Source organism: Geobacter sulfurreducens PCA (assembly GCF_000007985.2).
GTDB lineage: Bacteria > Desulfobacterota > Desulfuromonadia > Geobacterales > Geobacteraceae > Geobacter > Geobacter sulfurreducens.
This window is the reverse complement of the sequence record NC_002939.5, coordinates 3,743,222-3,759,504: the sequence shown is the minus strand read 5'-3', so window position 1 is coordinate 3,759,504 and position 16,283 is coordinate 3,743,222. Positions and strand designations below refer to the sequence as shown.

Sequence of the window (16,283 nt, the reverse complement as noted above, 5' to 3'; positions counted from 1 at the left end):
ACCTACCGGTAGACCGATACCCCCAGCAGAAACTTGCTCGAATTCAGAGGCTCGTTGGGTTCGGCGGTGCCGGCGTTGGAGACGTGGTGATAGCGGTACTCGATTCCCAGGGCCGTGTCCGGCCGCACGAACCACTGGAGCCCCGTCCCCCCCTGGTAGGAAAAATTGAGCCGCGTCCCCTGGGTGTCGAGTCCCAGGTCGTTGTAGAGGATGCCGCCGCCGGCGAAGACATAGGGGGCCAGCCCCTCAAGGGAGGTGAATTTCCAGCTGCCCAGGAGGTAGCCGCCGGTCATGGTCCGCACGCGCGGGTCCAGGGTCAGGTGGAGCGGCACTTCCACCAGCAGTTCGTGGCGCCCCTGGAACCAGCGGCCGGTGCCCAGCTCTCCCGAGAGGAAGTGCCCGTAGCGCAGGATGGCATCCACCGTTTCCACCTGGGTGCGGGTGGCGCCGAACCCCCGGTGGGTGATGCCATAGCCCCCCAGGATGGCGAACTCGCCGGATGCGGTCCGCACGGCCGGCTCTTCTCCATGTCCGGCGCCTGCCGAGAGCAACTGGCCTGCCACCAGGAGCAGGATCATAGCGTAACGTTTCATGGACACCTCGCTGATGCCTTGCCGCATCACCTTTACCACTTCTGCTTCATCTCGAAGGCCAGAATCTCCGGCAGGTGGCGCAGGAATCTGAGGATGCTGTCGGGCGACTTCCAGAGCATCTGCGTGTATCCCCAGTGGATGCGGGTCCGGCGGTAGAAGCGCCGGATGAACTCGTTGTAGAGCTCCTCCAGTTGGTCCCGGCTCATCCCCGTGGGCACGAAGACGAAATTCATACAGTTCATGAGAGGCCAGTTCTCGTCGAACTCCCCCTGTTCCCTGATGCCCCCGTAGATGGGCGCGCCGGGGAAGGGGGTAAACTTGGTCACGTTGATCTCGTCCAGGGGCAGCATCAGGGCATAATCGATGGTCCGGCGGATGGATTCCGCCGACTCTCCCGGCAGCCCCAGCATGAACAGCCCCTTCACCCGCATCCCAGCCCGGCGGACCATGGCCAGCTTGGTCTGCACCTCGTCGAGTCCGTAGTACTTCCGGTGCTTTTTGATCACCTCCGGATCGCCGGACTCAATGCCGAAATTCACCTGCCAGCAGCCCGAACGCTTCAGCAGCGCCAACAACTCGGCATCCACATGTTCGAGGCGGGCGATGCAGTTGTAGGTCACCGGCAGTCGTCGTGCCTCCTTCAACTGGCAGAAGCGGGCCACGCGGCCCCGGTCGGCGGTGAAAAGATCGTCGTAGAAAAAGACGTGGCGGATGCCGAAGTCCCGGTTGAGGTAGGCCAGGTGCTCCACAATGTACTCGGACGAGTTGAAGCGGAAGCCCCGGCTGAAGACCGACCGGTCACAGTAGGAGCACTGGTAGGGACATCCGCGGCTCGAAATGACACTGGTGTTGGGAGCCTTGGGGTAGCTGAACAGGGGCAGGGTGTAGCGCCGGGGGAAGTCGGGAAGCCGGTGGTAGGCCGGAAAGGGAAGGGTGTCCAGGTCGGCGATGAGCTCCCGGGCCGCAGAGAGGGTGCCGACGCCGTCACGGCGGTAGCCGACGCCGGGAATTTTCTCCACATTGCGAAAGCTCGCGGCAGCAAGTTCGTACAGGGTCTGTTCCCCTTCGCCCAGAACCAGGTAGTCGATGGCCGGGAACCGGTCCAGAAGGCTCACCCCCACCGAACAGGCGTGGGCGCCGCCGAAGATCACCGGGATGTCCGGGAGCAACTCCTTGAGTCCCTCGGCCAGGGCGTACCCTTCGAGAAACGACGAGGTGGTGCAGGAAAACCCGACTGCGTCGGGTCGCCGGCGGACGATCTCATCCACCAGGTCCCGTCCCCGTCGGCCGGTACCGTAGCAGTCGATGATTTCCACCTCCATGCCCCGCGCCTCCAGAAACGCGGCGATGCTCAACATCCCCAGGGGGGGCATGAGGTTGAAGATGGCGGTGATGTCGTTGCCGGCACCCATCCAGTTGCTGCCGTGGGGGTGAACGAAGAGGATGCGCACGTGGTCCTCGGGGCGCCGGTCGGCGCCGGTCAGGTTACTGCCATATCCCTTCAAGAGTAGAGAGCGGTCATGCCTCTGTCAACTGTTCTCCTTAGCAGGATGGGGAGAGAATTCGCCGTCAATGCCCGTCTTAAAAAGACGGAAGGGATGGTCATAGGGCGGTAGCTGTTCAAGTATTTGTAATTAATTATTAAAATAATCTTTGCTACTCGTGTGCGGTCAATGGATGTAGCTATATGGCGTAGTTATTCATAGTTCGACATCACAAGATAATGCAATTATTGTTTATAAATAAATTAATATTTTTAAACAATTAAATTAAATTTATGTAAATATGATAATTTTTGCTCGACTTGGAACGCAAGGTGCTTAATGTAGCGATGTGCATGTGCGCGTGTCTTGGTCGTAGCGTAATCCGTTGTGTTGTGAAAGAGGGAGGCGAACAGCCCACATGAGGCGTCGGCTACCCGGTGGGAAGGAGAGGGATGCCCGTTCCGCATTACCGCGGGCATGTTGTCGTTCCGGTGTGTTCCGGAAGCGTTTGAACAGAAACTAAGCAAACTTAACTGGAGGAGAAAGGGAATGAAACACAAGAACATCGCACAGATATCCGCCATGACCCTCGGCATGCTGCTCACCGCCGGTGTTGCTCACGCCGTGTCCGTCAACTACACCACCACCCATGTATTCAAAAAGGAAGACATCCAGTGCGGCCGAGGCATTATCGGTTCCACCTGCCTCGGCAATCCCGTGGTTGAAGGCAGTCTCACCTACTATGGCATCGACTCGGTCTACGGCTGGTATGTGAAGAACTTCGACTCGTCGGCGCTCCAGCCCAAGCCCCGTGACGGCGTGTACGACGATGGTCGCGTAGCCGATATTCTTGACGGCTCCGGCAACGTCATCGGCGTGAAGGTTCAGAACAATGAAACCGGCAACTGGAAGACGGGCCCCATCGGTGGCGAGTGGGCCAAGGGGCTCGGCGCCCTCAAGGCCAAGGCTGCTACCGAGAAGTACGTGGTCATGGACCATCTCATGCGCGACCCTGCCGATCCGAATCCCCTCCAGGAAGGGATCGACTACAATAAGCGAATGAAAGACGATGGCAAATACTTGTACTTCTGGGGCAACTACAACCAGGAGCCGACCCCTGTCTACATCTACACCGCATTGCCGCTGCCGGACAAGTGGAAGGTTGCCGGGGCCAGCTACAAGGTTACGTCGGCCAAGCTCGTCGTTGATCACGACATCAGCAACAGTCCCAACGACCAGATCCGCCCCGAGGACTTCGAGAACGAGAATGCCACCGGTATCCTGCCCCAGTACACTGTCTGCCCCACCGCGCCGGCTCTGGCGCCGGCGGCCTGCTCCGGGCTCCCGGCCGGGACATGGGTGTCCGCGGTTGACTCCCAGGAGGGGGGCGACCTTGAACTGCTGCCTGCCGGCACTGTGCTGAAAGCGCTCAATCCGGCCACCGGGCTCTTCGAGTACACCAATGCCTGGTACACGACCCTGGACCGGGACCCCTTCGGCGGGCTCAATCCCCGTTTTCGGCTCAAGTCGAGCAAATATGGCCAGGACCTGCCGGGTGTAGAGATTCCCCAGTACGTGGTGGGTACCCCCACAACGACCACTATCGACCTGCTGACGATCAAGGACCCCGTCACCGGTCTGCCGGTCCTGGCAGACTCGAAAAACTGGAATAATTTCCTGGACGAGCACACCGACATTTTCGGTAACTACGATCCGTTTGACGGGTACTCCATGGAAGACTGTCCCCTCACCCGTGATCTGGACCTGATGCTCTACGTCAAGGGCGAAGTGGGCAAGCCAACGGTTGTCCGCAGCGCCCAACTGCTGGTAACCTACGAAGATCCCGACGGCGTAGCGGTGCCGACGATCGATCTTGCCGTCACCTCCGTTGCCATTCCGACCAGTGCGAGCAAAAGCTCGGTCCAAACCCTCAAGGTTACGGTGGACAATCTGCAGGCGGGAGTTGCATCCGGCAGCCTGACCCTGGTGGGCAAGAACAGCTCGGGCGTGGTTGTCGGCAACTTCTCCCAGACCGTTGCGACTCCTGCTGACAACAGCGCCGTTACCTACAGCTTCGTCTGGACCGCCCCCTCCTACGGGACAACGGTCAAGTGGGAAGCAAAGGTGACCAACGAGAAGGATATCAACGGCGCCAACAACCTGAAGACCGCCTCGACCGTGGTCAAGAAGTAGTCAATCCTGCACGAAGGGGCACCCGCGGGACATTTGAGCGGGTGCTCCTTCCCGGAGAGAGATCATGAGGTGCCAGGTTGGTGCCATTGCAGTGCTCATAGTCCTCGCACTGGGGGGATGTGCATCATCCTCGTCGTGGACGGGTGTGTACCATGCCACGGTCGAAGGGGTAACGGGGACCGCCCGGGTTTCAGCGTCCGGTGACCGGGTGCGGATGGAATTCAGCAGCCAGCGCAAGACATCGGTGTCGATCCTTCGCTACGACAGGGGTGTGGCATGGCTGCTGGCCCCCACTATGGCCGTGTACCGGGAGATTTCCCTTGCCGATCTGCGCCGGGACGTTCCCCTGTTCTTCGACCCCGCCCTGCGGGTCAACCGGACCGAGTTGGGGAAGGAGCTGCTGGACGGCCGTGATACCATGAAATACGCTGCGGAAATAACCCAGAACGGCACCACCTTCCGGGGGTACCTCTGGGAGGCGGTCCCGCCGTTGCCGGTCCCGCTCCGGTGGGAGGATAAACGTGGCGCGGTCGTTTCCTGGGAACAGGTTGTCCCGGCGCCGATTCCGTCGGGACAATTCGAAATTCCGGGCGGCTACGCGGAAGCCGCGGCGGCATTGGGGCCGAACGTTATGCCGCGGGCCGGACGGCATTCCGAGTGAGGTGAGCCGGGGCCTTGTGCTGAGCCTGGACGGCCGAATTACGTGGATGAGAAGTGGGCGGCCCGTATGCCGTGGTGACGGATACGGGCCGTATTGTAACCCCGCAACCGAGATCGGGTGCGGGGAGAGGCGGCGCACGCGTTCTTTGCGGTTGAAGGGGGTGAGCCGTTTTCGGTATAGTCGACTGTCACCCCGGTCAGCCATCCTTTCCCTTCCGGCGGTGGCGAATTCGACCTCCCGAAGGCGCCCATGAAATTGCTCGATAATCTTAACCCTCCCCAGCGGGCCGCGGTTCTTCACGGCGAAGGACCGCTCCTGGTCCTGGCCGGTGCCGGTTCCGGCAAGACCAGGGTCATCGTCCACCGGATCGCTCACCTGATCCGCGAGCGGGGTGTCCCCGCCCGGCAGATTCTTGCCGTGACCTTCACCAACAAGGCCGCCGGCGAGATGCGCGAACGGGTGGAAAAGCTCGTGGGGGGTGAGGTTCCCCTGATCGCCACCTTTCACTCCACCTGCGCGCGGATCCTTCGCCGGGAGATTCACCACCTGGGCTACGATTCCTCTTTTGCCATCTATGATGACAAGGACTCCGGCAAGCTCCTCAAGGAAGTGATGGCCGGTCTCGGTCTCGACGAGAAGCGTTTCCCTGCGACCTCGCTTGCCTCGGCCATCGACGACTGCAAGAACCGGGGGCTTGCGCCGGAGGACCTGCCAGCCGACACCTTCACCGGCGAGGTGGTGGGCCGCGTCTACGCCGCCTACCAGGAGCGGTTGAAGAAGTGCAACGCCCTCGACTTCGGCGACCTCATCATGCTGACCGTCCGCCTCTTCGAGGAGCACCCCGTGGTGCTTGAGCGCTACCGGGACCAGTGGCGCTGGATCCTGGTGGACGAATACCAGGATACCAACCCGATCCAGTACCGGCTCGTGCGCCTATTGGCCGGTGAGCACCGCAACCTCTGCGTGGTGGGTGACGATGACCAATCCATCTATCGCTGGCGCGGGGCCGACATCCGTAACATCCTCGACTTCGAGAAGGACTTCCCCGGCGTCACCACCATCAAGCTCGAGCAGAACTACCGCTCCACCCGGAACATCCTTGCGGCGGCGGGAGCCGTGGTGGCACGCAACCGGGGTCGCAAGGCCAAGACCCTCTGGAGCGAGAACCCGCCGGGCGACCCTATCGTTTACCGCCGTCTGGCCGACGAGCGGGATGAGGCCCGCTTCGTCTGCCGTGAGATCGAGCGCTACGTACGCCGTGGCGGCGACCTCCGGGACGTGGCGGTCTTCTACCGCACCAATGCCCAGTCCCGGGTGGTGGAAGACGCTCTGGTGGCCGACGGCATCCCCTACCACATGGTGGGCGGCATGCGGTTCTATGAGCGTATGGAGGTAAAAGACGTCCTTGCCTATCTGCGGGTCCTGGCGAACCCGGCTGACGAGGTTTCGCTCAAGCGGATCATCAACGTTCCCGCTCGGGGGATCGGTCCCGGCACCGTGGACAAGATTTCCGAGCTGGCCGTCCGCCGGGGGATCACCGTCCTCGACGCCCTGGGTGAGGCGGCCACGGGCGGACTCCTCTCCTCGGCACCCCGGGGTAAGGTGGCTGCCTTTGCAGCAGTCATGGAGAGGTTTTTCGCCCTGCGCGATCAACTCCCCCTGGCAGAACTCACCACCCGCATCATCGAAGAGTCAGGCTACGCGGACCGGCTTCGGCAGGAGCGGACCGACGAGGCCGCGGACCGGCTCGCCAACCTTCAGGAACTCGTGGCTGCCATGGAAGAGTTCGAGCGGACCAGCGATGAGCGGGGACTTGCTCCGTTCCTGGAACAGGTGGCCCTCGTCTCGGATCTGGAGCGTAGCGGCACGGGCCGCGAGTCGGCAACGCTTATGACCCTGCACGCGGCAAAGGGGCTCGAGTTTCCCATGGTTTTCATGATCGGCATGGAGGAGAAGCTCTTTCCCCATGTCCGCTCCCTGGACGACCCCGAGGCCATGGAGGAGGAGCGCCGGCTCTGCTACGTGGGGATGACCCGGGCACGGGAGCGGCTCTGCCTCACCAATGCCCGGCGCCGGCGGATCTTCGGCCAGGACCAGGTGAACATGCCCTCCCGCTTCATCGCCGACATCCCCCGGAACCTCCTGGACCTGGAGGATGAATGGCAGCAACCCGCCCTCGGCTCCGTCGCGCCCGACACCGCCGGGCGGGGGCGGGAGCCCGCGCGTCACAACCTGGCCTCCATCCTCGAAACCGAGATCGAGCCGGATTTCGCCGACGTGGAGATCGTCCCCGTCGAACCCGAAGAAAGCGGCGTCTGGCTCGGCATGAAGGTACGGCACGGAAAGTTCGGTGTCGGCACCATCCGGAAGATTGAAGGGCAGGGGGATGAGCAGAAGGTGATCGTCTGGTTCAACTCGGTGGGGCCGAAGAAGCTTCTGGTCCGCTTTGCCGGTCTGGAGAGGGTCTAGCATCCGGATTAGTTGATTTTTACTCGTAAATTTGGTTCTTCTGGCTGCCGCAGGTGTTGCCCCGTCTGGTTAGGACCCGCTCTGCCGGTCTTGCCCGAGCCCTGGCCGCGACCACACCACCCCGGACGTCCCTCCCGGGATCCCGGGCAAGCAAAAAGGCCGTCTCTCCTGCCGGAGGGGCGGCCTTTTCATTCAGTACTGTTCATGGTCATGTTTTCTCGTGAGTCCTCCTTTCTGCGGGGCTGTCCCTAGTTCTTCGCCTCCGCCTTGCGGCCTACGCTGTCGGCAACGCCTTTGGCCATTCCGATCATGGTAAGAACCGCGGGGGCCAGTTGTGCCACGATGATCAGTGCGCAGAAGCCGAGGAAGATCCATACCAGCACTCCACTATTGTCTTCCCGTGCCCCCGACGCCGCCAGGGCCGATGTTACGCTCCCAAGAACCATTGCCAGTGTGCTGGCTGCAACGTTCGCTTTCATGGCTGTCTCCTTTCCGTATCCCTCTACGGTACCGGCCCGGCGGGCCGCCCCTTCGTCGGTGTCTGTCAGTGAGTCGTGGCTCCTTCTTCCACCTTCGGCGAGAAAAGCCCCTTCAGCATCGATCCCATCAGCATGATGGCGGGAACGGTCTGGAAGGCGACAATGGCGGCTCCGAAAGCGAGGAAAAGAGGAGCGAGGAACCCGCCTTCGTCAATTGCGGCGCCACTGGCACCAAAGGCGGTGGTTGCGGTTGCGATCGTGGCGATAAGTGCGATGGCTGTGGTTTTCATGACTCCCTCCTCATTGTCCGCCGGTGGTGACCGGTTGGTTTTGTCTTTTATATAGCAGTGACCGTGCCACAGTGGAAAACAAGGTAAAAGAAACGTGTAACACGCAGAAATAAAAGGCTTTAATTTTTTGAGGAGAGAGCGTCGAGGCAGGCGTGGAGTCGCTATTGTATGGGGTGGGTATACAGAAAAAGAGGGGAGGGAGCGGGCGATTGAAAGGGGGGTGATTGTAACATGCTGAAAACGTTGAGATGCTGCGTGCGGCCGGGGTGCATTTAAATTACATACATCTCATGTATGAAGATTGGCGGCCTCAGCAGGCCGCCTCTGTCAGCCGGATGAAATACTACTGCGGAGCACATTTGCTCCGTCGCGTGGTGCTCAGCCCCCTGCTTATCTTACTGATATGCCTTGGGTGTTGCCTTATCTCCCGCCCTCTTTGTTACCTATTACAGCAACCTGCTATGTCAGTCGCCAGTAGGTCGATGTCCTGATCGCTCGTCTCCCAGGAGCACATGAAGCGCGCTCCGCCGGAGCCGATGAAGGTGTAGAAATGCCAACCAAGCCCATGGAGGGCGTCGACGACCCCCGGCGGGAGATCGGCAAAGACCGAGTTTGCCTGGCGGGGAAAGCGGATGCCGACGCCGGGAATATCGCGAAGCCGGGCTTCAAGTCTGGCTGCGCAGGCATTCGCATGGGCTGAGCGGGTCAACCAGGCACCGCTTTCCAGCATGCCGATCCAGGGAGCGGCCAGAAAGCGCATCTTCGAGGCAAGCTGTCCTGCCTGCTTGCAGCGGTAGTCGAACTCGCGGGCAAGCTCCCGGTTGAAAAACACGACTGCTTCACCTACGGCCATGCCGTTCTTGGTCCCGCCGAAACAGAGCACGTCGACCCCGGCCTTCCAGGTGATCTCGCTCGGGTGGACACCGAGGGCGGCAACGGCATTTGCAAAACGGGCCCCGTCCATGTGGACGCGTAGATCCAGGCGTCGAGCAAGATGGCCCAGCTCGCGCAGTTCATCCACCGAATAGAGGGTCCCCAATTCCGTTGCCTGGGTGATGCTGAGGACCTTGGGCTTGGGGTAATGAATGTCGAGGCGCCGTTTGACCGTGTGCTCAACTGCGTCCGGGTCGACCTTGCCGTGGGGGCCGGGAACCAGAAGTATTTTTGTGCCGTTGGAAAAAAATTCGGCGGCCCCGCATTCGTCGGTTTCGATATGGGATGTCTCGTGGCAGATGATGCTGTGGTACGACTGGCAGAGGGATGCCAGGGCCAGTGAGTTGGCCGCCGTGCCGTTGAAGACGAAGAACACCTCGCAGTCGGTTTCAAAGGTGTCGCGCAGCAGGCGGCACGCCCTCTCCGTCCAGGTGTCGTCGCCGTAGGAACAGGCATACCCACGGTTGGCCTCTTCCATGGCCTGCCATGCCTCGGGGCAGATTCCGGCGTAGTTGTCACTGGCAAACTGGTTGCGGCGCTCGGTGGTCGTGCAGTTGTTCATGTTCACGATGTCCTTTGGCAAAGAGTATGACGACGCATCCGGGTCAGGTCGCCGTTGACGCTTCAGGGGATTCGCCGCTGGGTGCAAGCTCCGAAATTACCATACCCGCAAGAATGAGGAGCGCGCCCAGGTAGCCGAGGGTGCCGAGGCGTTCGTCGGCGGCCCAGAAGGCGTAGAGAGCCGCGAAGACGGGTTCCAGGCAAAAGATGAGGGCGGTGTGCGCCGGACTGAGGAAGCGCTGCATGGATGTCTGAACCAGAAAGGCGAACACCGTGGCAAAGACGGCGCAGATCAGCAGCGCCCAGAGAATTTCCGGGTGCCAGGCCATGGTCCGGTGGCCGCCGACCTCGGCAACAAGGAAGCTCAGGAGTGCCACTGTGCTCAACTGCATGGCAGTAAGCCACCACACATCGTTATCGCGGGCAAACTTCCCTGTAAGTATCAGGTGGAGGGAGACGCAGACGGCACAGATGGCGGCCAGCATGTCGCCGATGTTCAGGACAAACGCGCCGTTGGTGCAGAGGAGGAACAGGCCGGGTACGGCCAGGGCCACCCCCCACTTGATCCCCTGCGAGACGGCCTGCCTGAAGAGAAGCGCACCCAGCATGGGAACGAGTACTACGCTGAGACCCGTGAGAAAGCCCGTGTTCGACGCGGTGGTGAACCGGAGTGCCATGGTCTGGAAGGCATAGGAGCCGAACAGGAACAGGCCGAGAAACAGGCCGTGGCGGACGGTCTGCATGGTGAGCGGCACGCGGCGGCAGGCGCAGAAGGGCACGAGGAGCACCACGGCCATGAGGAACCGCTGGGCCAGGAAGACAAAGACGTCAACCTGCGCCACGGCGTCCTTGACGATGGTAAAAGTGATCCCCCAGAAGAAGGTGGTGAGGAGTAGGGCTACAATGGCTTTTGCTTTATTCACGGCTCGTCTGGTTACGGAAAGGTGACAAATGGTTTGATATTTTTGAACATTTTGAAGGAAAAGTAAACAGAAATGGCGGTAACGTGCCGACAGTCCGGCAAAAAGCCATTGACATCAGGAGAAAATAATCATAAAAGTAGCCTCGTTTAGGCGCAGTAAACATTATTGAATGTCAGTAACCAAGGGAGGAATTATGAACCTCGTGCGTCGTACCCTGATGGTACTCACGCTGGCCGCAGTGTGTCTGACGGCCGCAGTTCCCCGGCAGGCCGAGGCCGCGGGCCGTACGGTAACCGTTGCCACGGATGCCACCTGGCCGCCCATGGAAATGGTTGACGCCAACAAGAAGATTGTCGGCTTCGACATCGATTTCATGAACGCCATCGCCAAGGAAGCGGGTTTCGCCGTCCAGTTCAAAAACACCGCCTGGGACGGCATCTTCGCGGGGCTCGGCGCAGGCCGTTATGACGCCATCATTTCCTCCGTCACCATCACCGAAGAGCGGAAAAAGCAGTATGATTTCTCCGACCCCTACATCAATATCGGCCAGATTCTCGTGGTGCCCAAGACCGAGAAGGCGACAAACCTCTCCGGCCTCAAGGGGAAGAAGGTGGGCGCCCAGATCGGCACCACCGGCGCCTTTGAAATCAAGAAGGTGCAGGGCGTCGAGCTCAAGAACTATGACGAAATCGGCCTGGCCTTCGAGGATATGGCCGCCGGCCGCATCGTCGGCGTGGTCTGCGACGAGCCTACCGCGGCCCACTATGCTCTCCAGAAGGCCGAGTACAAGAACAAGTTCAAGATCGTGGGCAAGTCCTTTACCGCAGAGTCCTACGGCATCGTGGTGAAAAAGGGCGACAAGGAATTGCTCGCTCTGATCAACAAGGGCATCAAGGCCGTCAAGGCCAAGAAAGTTGACGAGCAACTCCGGAAGAAGTGGCTCAGATAAATGGTTGATCAGGACAGGGTACGGCCGGCGGTTGTCGAGGTCGGTGACGGCGCAGCTATTCCGAGCAAAAGCGACATCGGGCTTTTCACTGCCTGGCGCATCGCCTTTGTCGGCGCGATCGGCATTCTGGTCGTTCTGACAATCACGAAGCCGGATCCCTATCTCAACATCCTCAAGTTCGTTCCCGACGGTATCCTGGTCACCTTCCAGGTTACCGTCGGGGCCATTCTCCTCGCTTTGGTCATCGGTCTTGTGGCCGGCCTTGGGCGCATCTCCTCCAACCGGATCATCAACGGCATCGCCTCTCTCTACGTGGAGATCATCCGCGGCATTCCGCTGCTGGTTCAACTCTTTTACATCTACTACGCCCTGGGCCGCTTCGTCCATGTCCCCGACATGGCAAGCGCCATCATCGCCATGGCCGTCTGTTACGGTGCCTACATGGGCGAGGTGATCAGGGCCGGCATCCAGTCGATTCCCAAGGGGCAGATGGAGGCGGCCCGTTCCCTCGGCATGACCAAGGGGCAGGCCATGCGCCACGTGATCCTGCCCCAGGCCGCCAAAGTCGTGCTCCCCCCCATCGGTAACGAATTCATCGCTCTACTCAAGGATTCCTCGCTGGTGTCCATACTGGCGGTTGCCGATATCCTGCGCCGGGGACGGGAGTTCGCCTCGGAGAGCTTCACCTATTTCGAGACCTATACGGTCATTGCCCTCGTCTATTTGATCATTACCCTCTTCTTGTCAAAGCTTATCGGAATCATGGAGGAACGGATCAGTGCGGGGAGCTGAGCGGGGCGGTATGGTAGAAGTACGCGACGTCAGCAAGAACTTCGGCGGGCTCAGGGCCCTCGACCGGGTAACGTTTGACGTGAAGGAAGGAGAGAAGGTGGTCATCATCGGCCCTTCCGGGTCGGGCAAGAGCACTCTTCTCCGTTCGCTGAACAAGCTGGAGCAGATCGACACGGGACGGATCGTGGTGGACGGCATTGATCTCTATGGCCAGGGGACCGACATCAACAAGTTGCGGGAAGAAGTGGGCATGGTGTTCCAGTCCTTCAACCTGTTTCCCCACAAGACCGTCCTGCAAAATATCACTCTGGCCCAGTGCGTCGTGCGCCAACGGAGCGCGTCCGAGGCGACAGAAAAAGCCATGGGGCTTCTGCGCAAAGTGGGACTGGAGGAGAAGGCGGGCGCCTATCCGGCCAAGCTTTCCGGCGGTCAGCAGCAGCGGGTCGCCATCGCCCGAGCCCTGGCCATGGACCCGAAGCTCATGCTCTTCGACGAGCCCACGTCAGCCCTTGATCCCGAGATGATCGGGGAGGTGCTCGACGTCATGAAGAGTCTCGCCCGTGAGGGAATGACCATGGTGGTCGTTACCCACGAAATGGGTTTTGCCCGTGAGGTTGCCGACCGGGTCATTTTCATGGACGCGGGCAGGATCGTGGAGGAGGGGACACCCGAGCACTTCTTCCGGAATCCGACCCACGAACGGACCAAGCTGTTCCTGAGCCAGATACTCTGACTACTTCGACAGTCAGCGACAACGGCGTCGCTTTCCTCACAAAGAAGGGAGGTGGTTGGACACTCGCCGGTTGTACAAAGTAAAGCATCACAACCCTACAATGCTGTTAATTCATCGCAACGAAGGAGGAGTACATGGGTTTCAAGAAATCGCTCATCGCAGTCACCGCAACGGCGGCCATCGCCGCCTCCGCCGTCCCGGCCCTGGCCCTGGAGAACGAGTTCCACGGCATGTTCCGGCTGAAAGGTGTCGTTAACAACTTTAACGCTACACCTGTGATCAGATTGCATGGAACCGTTGATACGCCGCTCGGATATGGTTTTTATGATCCGCAAGGCAAGGAAAAGGACGTGCCTACCGCCACTTACCTTGAGCAGCGCGCCCGTCTCATGTACATTGCCAAGGCTAACGACGACCTGAAGTTGGTAACCCACTTCGAGATCGACTCCCGCTGGGGCGACACCTCGTATACCTCCGGCCGCAACCGCGGCGGTGCGATCGGGGCCGATACGGTGAACATTGAAACCAAGAGCGTCTACCTTGACTTCAACCTGCCTGCTACCGGCGTAAATTTCAAGGTGGGTATCCAGCCCTACAATGATGCATTCAAAGGGGTACTCTTCGACGCCGACATGGCAGGAGTTCTCGCATCCCGTACGTTCGGCGACCTCGATGCGTCGGCCGGTTTCTTCCGGTTCGACGACAAAGGGACGGTGCCCGGCAAGAAGACCCGTGACATGTTCGCCGCCACCGGCAAGTACGCCGTGACCAAAGACATTAAGGTCGGTGGCGCCTACTACTTCATTGACGATGACCGCAGCGAAGACGATGGATTCTCACTGCCCTACCTTTTCCAAGAGCAAGGTTTCACGAACACCTATCACAACGTTGGCGTGAATGCCGAGGCCACCTTTGGTCCGGTGACCGTGGACGGTTTCTTCCTCTACCAGTTCGGCACCCTCCGTGCGCCGGCTAACCGCCACGTCAGTGCCTTTGCCGGTAACGTGGGTGCTCGCGCTCAGGTGGGCCCCGGCACCGCGCGGACGGAATTCCTCTATGTTTCCGGCGATAAGGGCGGCAGCGGCACCACCAATGCTTTCCAGAGCGTTCAAGATGAGCACGGCTATTATGGCGGCAACATGCAGATCCTTTTCCGTGACGCCTATGCCATGACCATCGATAATGCCATCGTTTATACCACGAACAATAAAGATCAGGGTGTAATCGCCGGCTTCGTGGGCTATGACCTCCCCATTACCTCCAAGTTTTCGGCCAGCGCCAATGCCGGCTTTGCCGCCGTTGCCAAGAAGAACGGCAATACCTCCAACGCGGACAACAGCAAGTACCTCGGCACGGAAATCAATGCCAGCCTTGAGTACAAAATGTTTGATAACATGAGCGCCATTGCCCGCGGTGCGTATGTCGTTCTCGGCGACTATTACAGCGGCGTTGCCGCCGGTGGCCAGGACCCCGACGATCCCTACATGGCTTCGCTCATTCTGAACTACGCGTTCTAATTTCGACTTCGGCCGGGGCGTGTGACCGCCCCGGCCTCTTTCACCCGCTACCTTACTGATCGACAGGAGGTTTATCCCATGAAAAAGATGGCTGTTCTCATGCTGACCGCGTTCGCGTTCTCCGCCACCGTTCCGACCTTCGCCGCAGAAATGTCCAAGGAAGAGAAGGACATGTGCCTCCTCGCCTCCAAGAACTGCGCCGGCGAGGTCGACAGTCTCCAGAAGAAGGTTAAAAAGCTTCAGGCCGAGATCAAGAAGGGGAAGAAGGTCTACACTGCCGAGGAGCTCAAGAAGCTTGAGCAGAAGCTCAAAGAGGCCAACGAGATGGTCGACGTGCTGCTGAAGCAAGGCGGCGGCGGCAAGTAATTCCCCCTGCTGCACCATTCATTCAACAGGAGGAGCACCCATGAAATTCAGGAAAATTGCATCGCTGCTGACCGTTGCCGCAGTAGCCTCGGCCTTTGCGGTGGGCTTTGGCTGCAAGAAGAAGGAAGAAGCTCCGGCCGGCGCCCCGGCTGCCGCCGGCGACACCATCAAGATCGGCTTCCTCGGCGCCCTGACCGGCGACGTGGCCATGTTCGGCAAGCCGACCCTCGACGGCATGAAGATGGCCGCTGAAGAACTCAACGCAGCAGGCGGCGTTCTCGGCAAGAAGATCGAGATCGTCGAGGCCGATAACCGTGGCGACAAGCAGGAAGGTGCCTCGGTCACCCAAAAGCTCATCAGCCGTGACGGCGTAGTTGCCATCGTTGGCGACCCCACCACCGGCATTACCAAGGTTGCCGCTCCCATTGCCCAGAAGGCCCAGGTGGTACTCCTCTCCGCCGGCGCCACGGGCCCCGGCGTCGTGGAAAACGGCGATTTCATCTTCCGCAACACCCTGCTGGACAGCGTCGCCATCCCGGCCTGCATCGACTTCTTCGCCAAGGACCTGGGCTACAAGAAGGTTGCGATCATCACCTCCGACAACAACGATTACAGCGTGGGCCTCTCCCAGACCTTCCGCGACGCCGCCAAGGGCAAGGGTGTTGAAATCGTTGCCGACGAGAAGGTAAAGGACGGCGACAAGGACTTCAGCGCCCAGATCACCAACATCAAGGGCAAGAAGCCCGATGTTATCTTCTTCTCCGGCTACTACACCGAGGGTGCCCTCATCATGAAGGAAGCCCGCAAGCAGGGCCTCAAGGCCAAGATGTTCGGTGGCGACGGCCTCTTCTCGCCGAAGCTGATCGAGCTGGGCGGCGATGCGGTTGAGGGCACCATGTCCGCCCTCGGCTTCTCTCCCGAGCAGGCTTCTCCGGTTACCGCCAAGTTCGTCGAGGCGTACAAGAAGAAGTTCAACGGCGTCGAACCGGGTCTCTTCGACGCTCAGGGATATGACGGCGTCATGATGCTGGCCGATGCCATGAAGCGTGCCAACAGCGCAGATCCGAAGGTGTTCAAGACCGCCCTCGGCCAGACCAAGAACTATGAAGGGGTCTCGGGGACCATCACCATCCGCGAGAACCGCGAGCCGATCAAGTCGCCGCTGGCCCTTCTGGAAGTAAAGGGTGGGAAGTTCGCCCTGAAGGCCAAGGTTCCGGTCAAGATGGACTAAGAACCGCCGGCATAGCAAAGAACAAAAGCCCCACGGGAGCAATCCCGTGGGGCTTTTGTTTGGCTGCGGCAGAGCCGGCCCGGCACAAGCTCGCCCCCTTCTGCGAGGT

The 16,283-nt window shown here is 60.2% G+C and carries 15 protein-coding genes; 9 read left to right on the top strand and 6 right to left on the bottom strand.

Annotated elements, in window-relative coordinates; all coding sequences use genetic code 11:
- Nucleotides 1–2: 2 nt before the first annotated feature.
- Both GS_RS17110 and GS_RS17105 read right to left on the bottom strand, forming a co-directional pair.
- Nucleotides 3–593: an acyloxyacyl hydrolase gene (locus tag GS_RS17110; RefSeq protein ID WP_010944026.1), complete on the bottom strand. Its 591-nt coding sequence runs from the start codon at nucleotides 591–593 to the stop codon at nucleotides 3–5.
- Nucleotides 594–625: 32 nt separating this feature from the next.
- Nucleotides 626–2,044 (bottom strand): B12-binding domain-containing radical SAM protein, encoded by a 1,419-nt coding sequence (locus GS_RS17105; protein ID WP_010944025.1) that lies wholly within the window; start codon nucleotides 2,042–2,044, stop codon nucleotides 626–628.
- A 582-nt stretch (nucleotides 2,045–2,626) separates the two neighbouring features.
- Here GS_RS17105 and GS_RS17100 point away from each other — a divergent pair.
- The 3 genes from GS_RS17100 (at nucleotide 2,627) to GS_RS17090 (ending at nucleotide 7,400) form a co-directional block, all read left to right on the top strand.
- Nucleotides 2,627–4,270, top strand: a complete 1,644-nt coding sequence (locus GS_RS17100; RefSeq protein ID WP_010944024.1) for a hypothetical protein — start codon at nucleotides 2,627–2,629, stop codon at nucleotides 4,268–4,270.
- A gap of 64 nt (nucleotides 4,271–4,334) precedes the next feature.
- Complete coding sequence (locus GS_RS17095) at nucleotides 4,335–4,931, top strand: lipoprotein (RefSeq protein ID WP_010944023.1); 597 nt, start codon at nucleotides 4,335–4,337, stop codon at nucleotides 4,929–4,931.
- A gap of 249 nt (nucleotides 4,932–5,180) precedes the next feature.
- Nucleotides 5,181–7,400, top strand: a complete 2,220-nt coding sequence (locus tag GS_RS17090) for an ATP-dependent helicase (protein ID WP_010944022.1) — start codon at nucleotides 5,181–5,183, stop codon at nucleotides 7,398–7,400.
- Nucleotides 7,401–7,648: 248 nt separating this feature from the next.
- Here GS_RS17090 and GS_RS17085 read toward each other — a convergent pair whose 3' ends face one another.
- From GS_RS17085 to GS_RS17070, 4 genes are all read right to left on the bottom strand, one after another.
- Complete coding sequence (locus GS_RS17085; protein ID WP_010944021.1) at nucleotides 7,649–7,879, bottom strand: hypothetical protein; 231 nt, start codon at nucleotides 7,877–7,879, stop codon at nucleotides 7,649–7,651.
- A 65-nt stretch (nucleotides 7,880–7,944) separates the two neighbouring features.
- Nucleotides 7,945–8,169, bottom strand: coding sequence for a hypothetical protein (locus GS_RS17080; RefSeq protein WP_010944020.1), 225 nt, complete (start codon nucleotides 8,167–8,169; stop codon nucleotides 7,945–7,947).
- A gap of 439 nt (nucleotides 8,170–8,608) precedes the next feature.
- Nucleotides 8,609–9,664, bottom strand: a complete 1,056-nt coding sequence (locus tag GS_RS17075; RefSeq protein ID WP_010944019.1) for a threonine aldolase family protein — start codon at nucleotides 9,662–9,664, stop codon at nucleotides 8,609–8,611.
- 43 nt (nucleotides 9,665–9,707) lie between these two features.
- Nucleotides 9,708–10,586, bottom strand: coding sequence for a DMT family transporter (locus GS_RS17070; protein WP_010944018.1), 879 nt, complete (start codon nucleotides 10,584–10,586; stop codon nucleotides 9,708–9,710).
- 193 nt (nucleotides 10,587–10,779) lie between these two features.
- Between GS_RS17070 and GS_RS17065 the strand changes: the two genes are divergently transcribed.
- The 6 genes from GS_RS17065 (at nucleotide 10,780) to GS_RS17040 (ending at nucleotide 16,174) form a co-directional block, all read left to right on the top strand.
- On the top strand, nucleotides 10,780–11,535 hold the full coding sequence (locus GS_RS17065; RefSeq protein WP_010944017.1) for a basic amino acid ABC transporter substrate-binding protein: 756 nt from the start codon (nucleotides 10,780–10,782) through the stop codon (nucleotides 11,533–11,535).
- The gene (locus GS_RS17060; RefSeq protein WP_010944016.1) at nucleotides 11,536–12,327 is read left to right on the top strand and encodes an amino acid ABC transporter permease; all 792 of its coding nucleotides are present in this window, start codon (nucleotides 11,536–11,538) and stop codon (nucleotides 12,325–12,327) included.
- 10 nt (nucleotides 12,328–12,337) lie between these two features.
- On the top strand, nucleotides 12,338–13,060 hold the full coding sequence (locus tag GS_RS17055; protein ID WP_165443456.1) for an amino acid ABC transporter ATP-binding protein: 723 nt from the start codon (nucleotides 12,338–12,340) through the stop codon (nucleotides 13,058–13,060).
- A 134-nt stretch (nucleotides 13,061–13,194) separates the two neighbouring features.
- On the top strand, nucleotides 13,195–14,577 hold the full coding sequence (locus tag GS_RS17050) for a membrane protein (RefSeq protein ID WP_010944014.1): 1,383 nt from the start codon (nucleotides 13,195–13,197) through the stop codon (nucleotides 14,575–14,577).
- Between the two features lie 78 nt (nucleotides 14,578–14,655).
- Complete coding sequence (locus GS_RS17045; RefSeq protein WP_010944013.1) at nucleotides 14,656–14,943, top strand: hypothetical protein; 288 nt, start codon at nucleotides 14,656–14,658, stop codon at nucleotides 14,941–14,943.
- A gap of 40 nt (nucleotides 14,944–14,983) precedes the next feature.
- Complete coding sequence (locus GS_RS17040; protein ID WP_010944012.1) at nucleotides 14,984–16,174, top strand: ABC transporter substrate-binding protein; 1,191 nt, start codon at nucleotides 14,984–14,986, stop codon at nucleotides 16,172–16,174.
- The last annotated feature ends 109 nt before the right edge of the window (nucleotides 16,175–16,283 follow it).

What these genes read in the sequence shown, in the direction of transcription:
- GS_RS17110 (WP_010944026.1), bottom strand. Translation starts at nt 593, where the DNA reads ATGAAACGTTACGCTATGATCCTGCTCCTGGTGGCAGGCCAGTTGCTC.
- GS_RS17100 (WP_010944024.1), top strand. Translation starts at nt 2,627, where the DNA reads ATGAAACACAAGAACATCGCACAGATATCCGCCATGACCCTCGGCATG.
- GS_RS17095 (WP_010944023.1), top strand. Translation starts at nt 4,335, where the DNA reads ATGAGGTGCCAGGTTGGTGCCATTGCAGTGCTCATAGTCCTCGCACTG.
- GS_RS17090 (WP_010944022.1), top strand. Translation starts at nt 5,181, where the DNA reads ATGAAATTGCTCGATAATCTTAACCCTCCCCAGCGGGCCGCGGTTCTT.
- GS_RS17085 (WP_010944021.1), bottom strand. Translation starts at nt 7,879, where the DNA reads ATGAAAGCGAACGTTGCAGCCAGCACACTGGCAATGGTTCTTGGGAGC.
- GS_RS17080 (WP_010944020.1), bottom strand. Translation starts at nt 8,169, where the DNA reads ATGAAAACCACAGCCATCGCACTTATCGCCACGATCGCAACCGCAACC.
- GS_RS17075 (WP_010944019.1), bottom strand. Translation starts at nt 9,664, where the DNA reads ATGAACAACTGCACGACCACCGAGCGCCGCAACCAGTTTGCCAGTGAC.
- GS_RS17065 (WP_010944017.1), top strand. Translation starts at nt 10,780, where the DNA reads ATGAACCTCGTGCGTCGTACCCTGATGGTACTCACGCTGGCCGCAGTG.
- GS_RS17060 (WP_010944016.1), top strand. Translation starts at nt 11,536, where the DNA reads ATGGTTGATCAGGACAGGGTACGGCCGGCGGTTGTCGAGGTCGGTGAC.
- GS_RS17055 (WP_165443456.1), top strand. Translation starts at nt 12,338, where the DNA reads ATGGTAGAAGTACGCGACGTCAGCAAGAACTTCGGCGGGCTCAGGGCC.
- GS_RS17050 (WP_010944014.1), top strand. Translation starts at nt 13,195, where the DNA reads ATGGGTTTCAAGAAATCGCTCATCGCAGTCACCGCAACGGCGGCCATC.
- GS_RS17045 (WP_010944013.1), top strand. Translation starts at nt 14,656, where the DNA reads ATGAAAAAGATGGCTGTTCTCATGCTGACCGCGTTCGCGTTCTCCGCC.
- GS_RS17040 (WP_010944012.1), top strand. Translation starts at nt 14,984, where the DNA reads ATGAAATTCAGGAAAATTGCATCGCTGCTGACCGTTGCCGCAGTAGCC.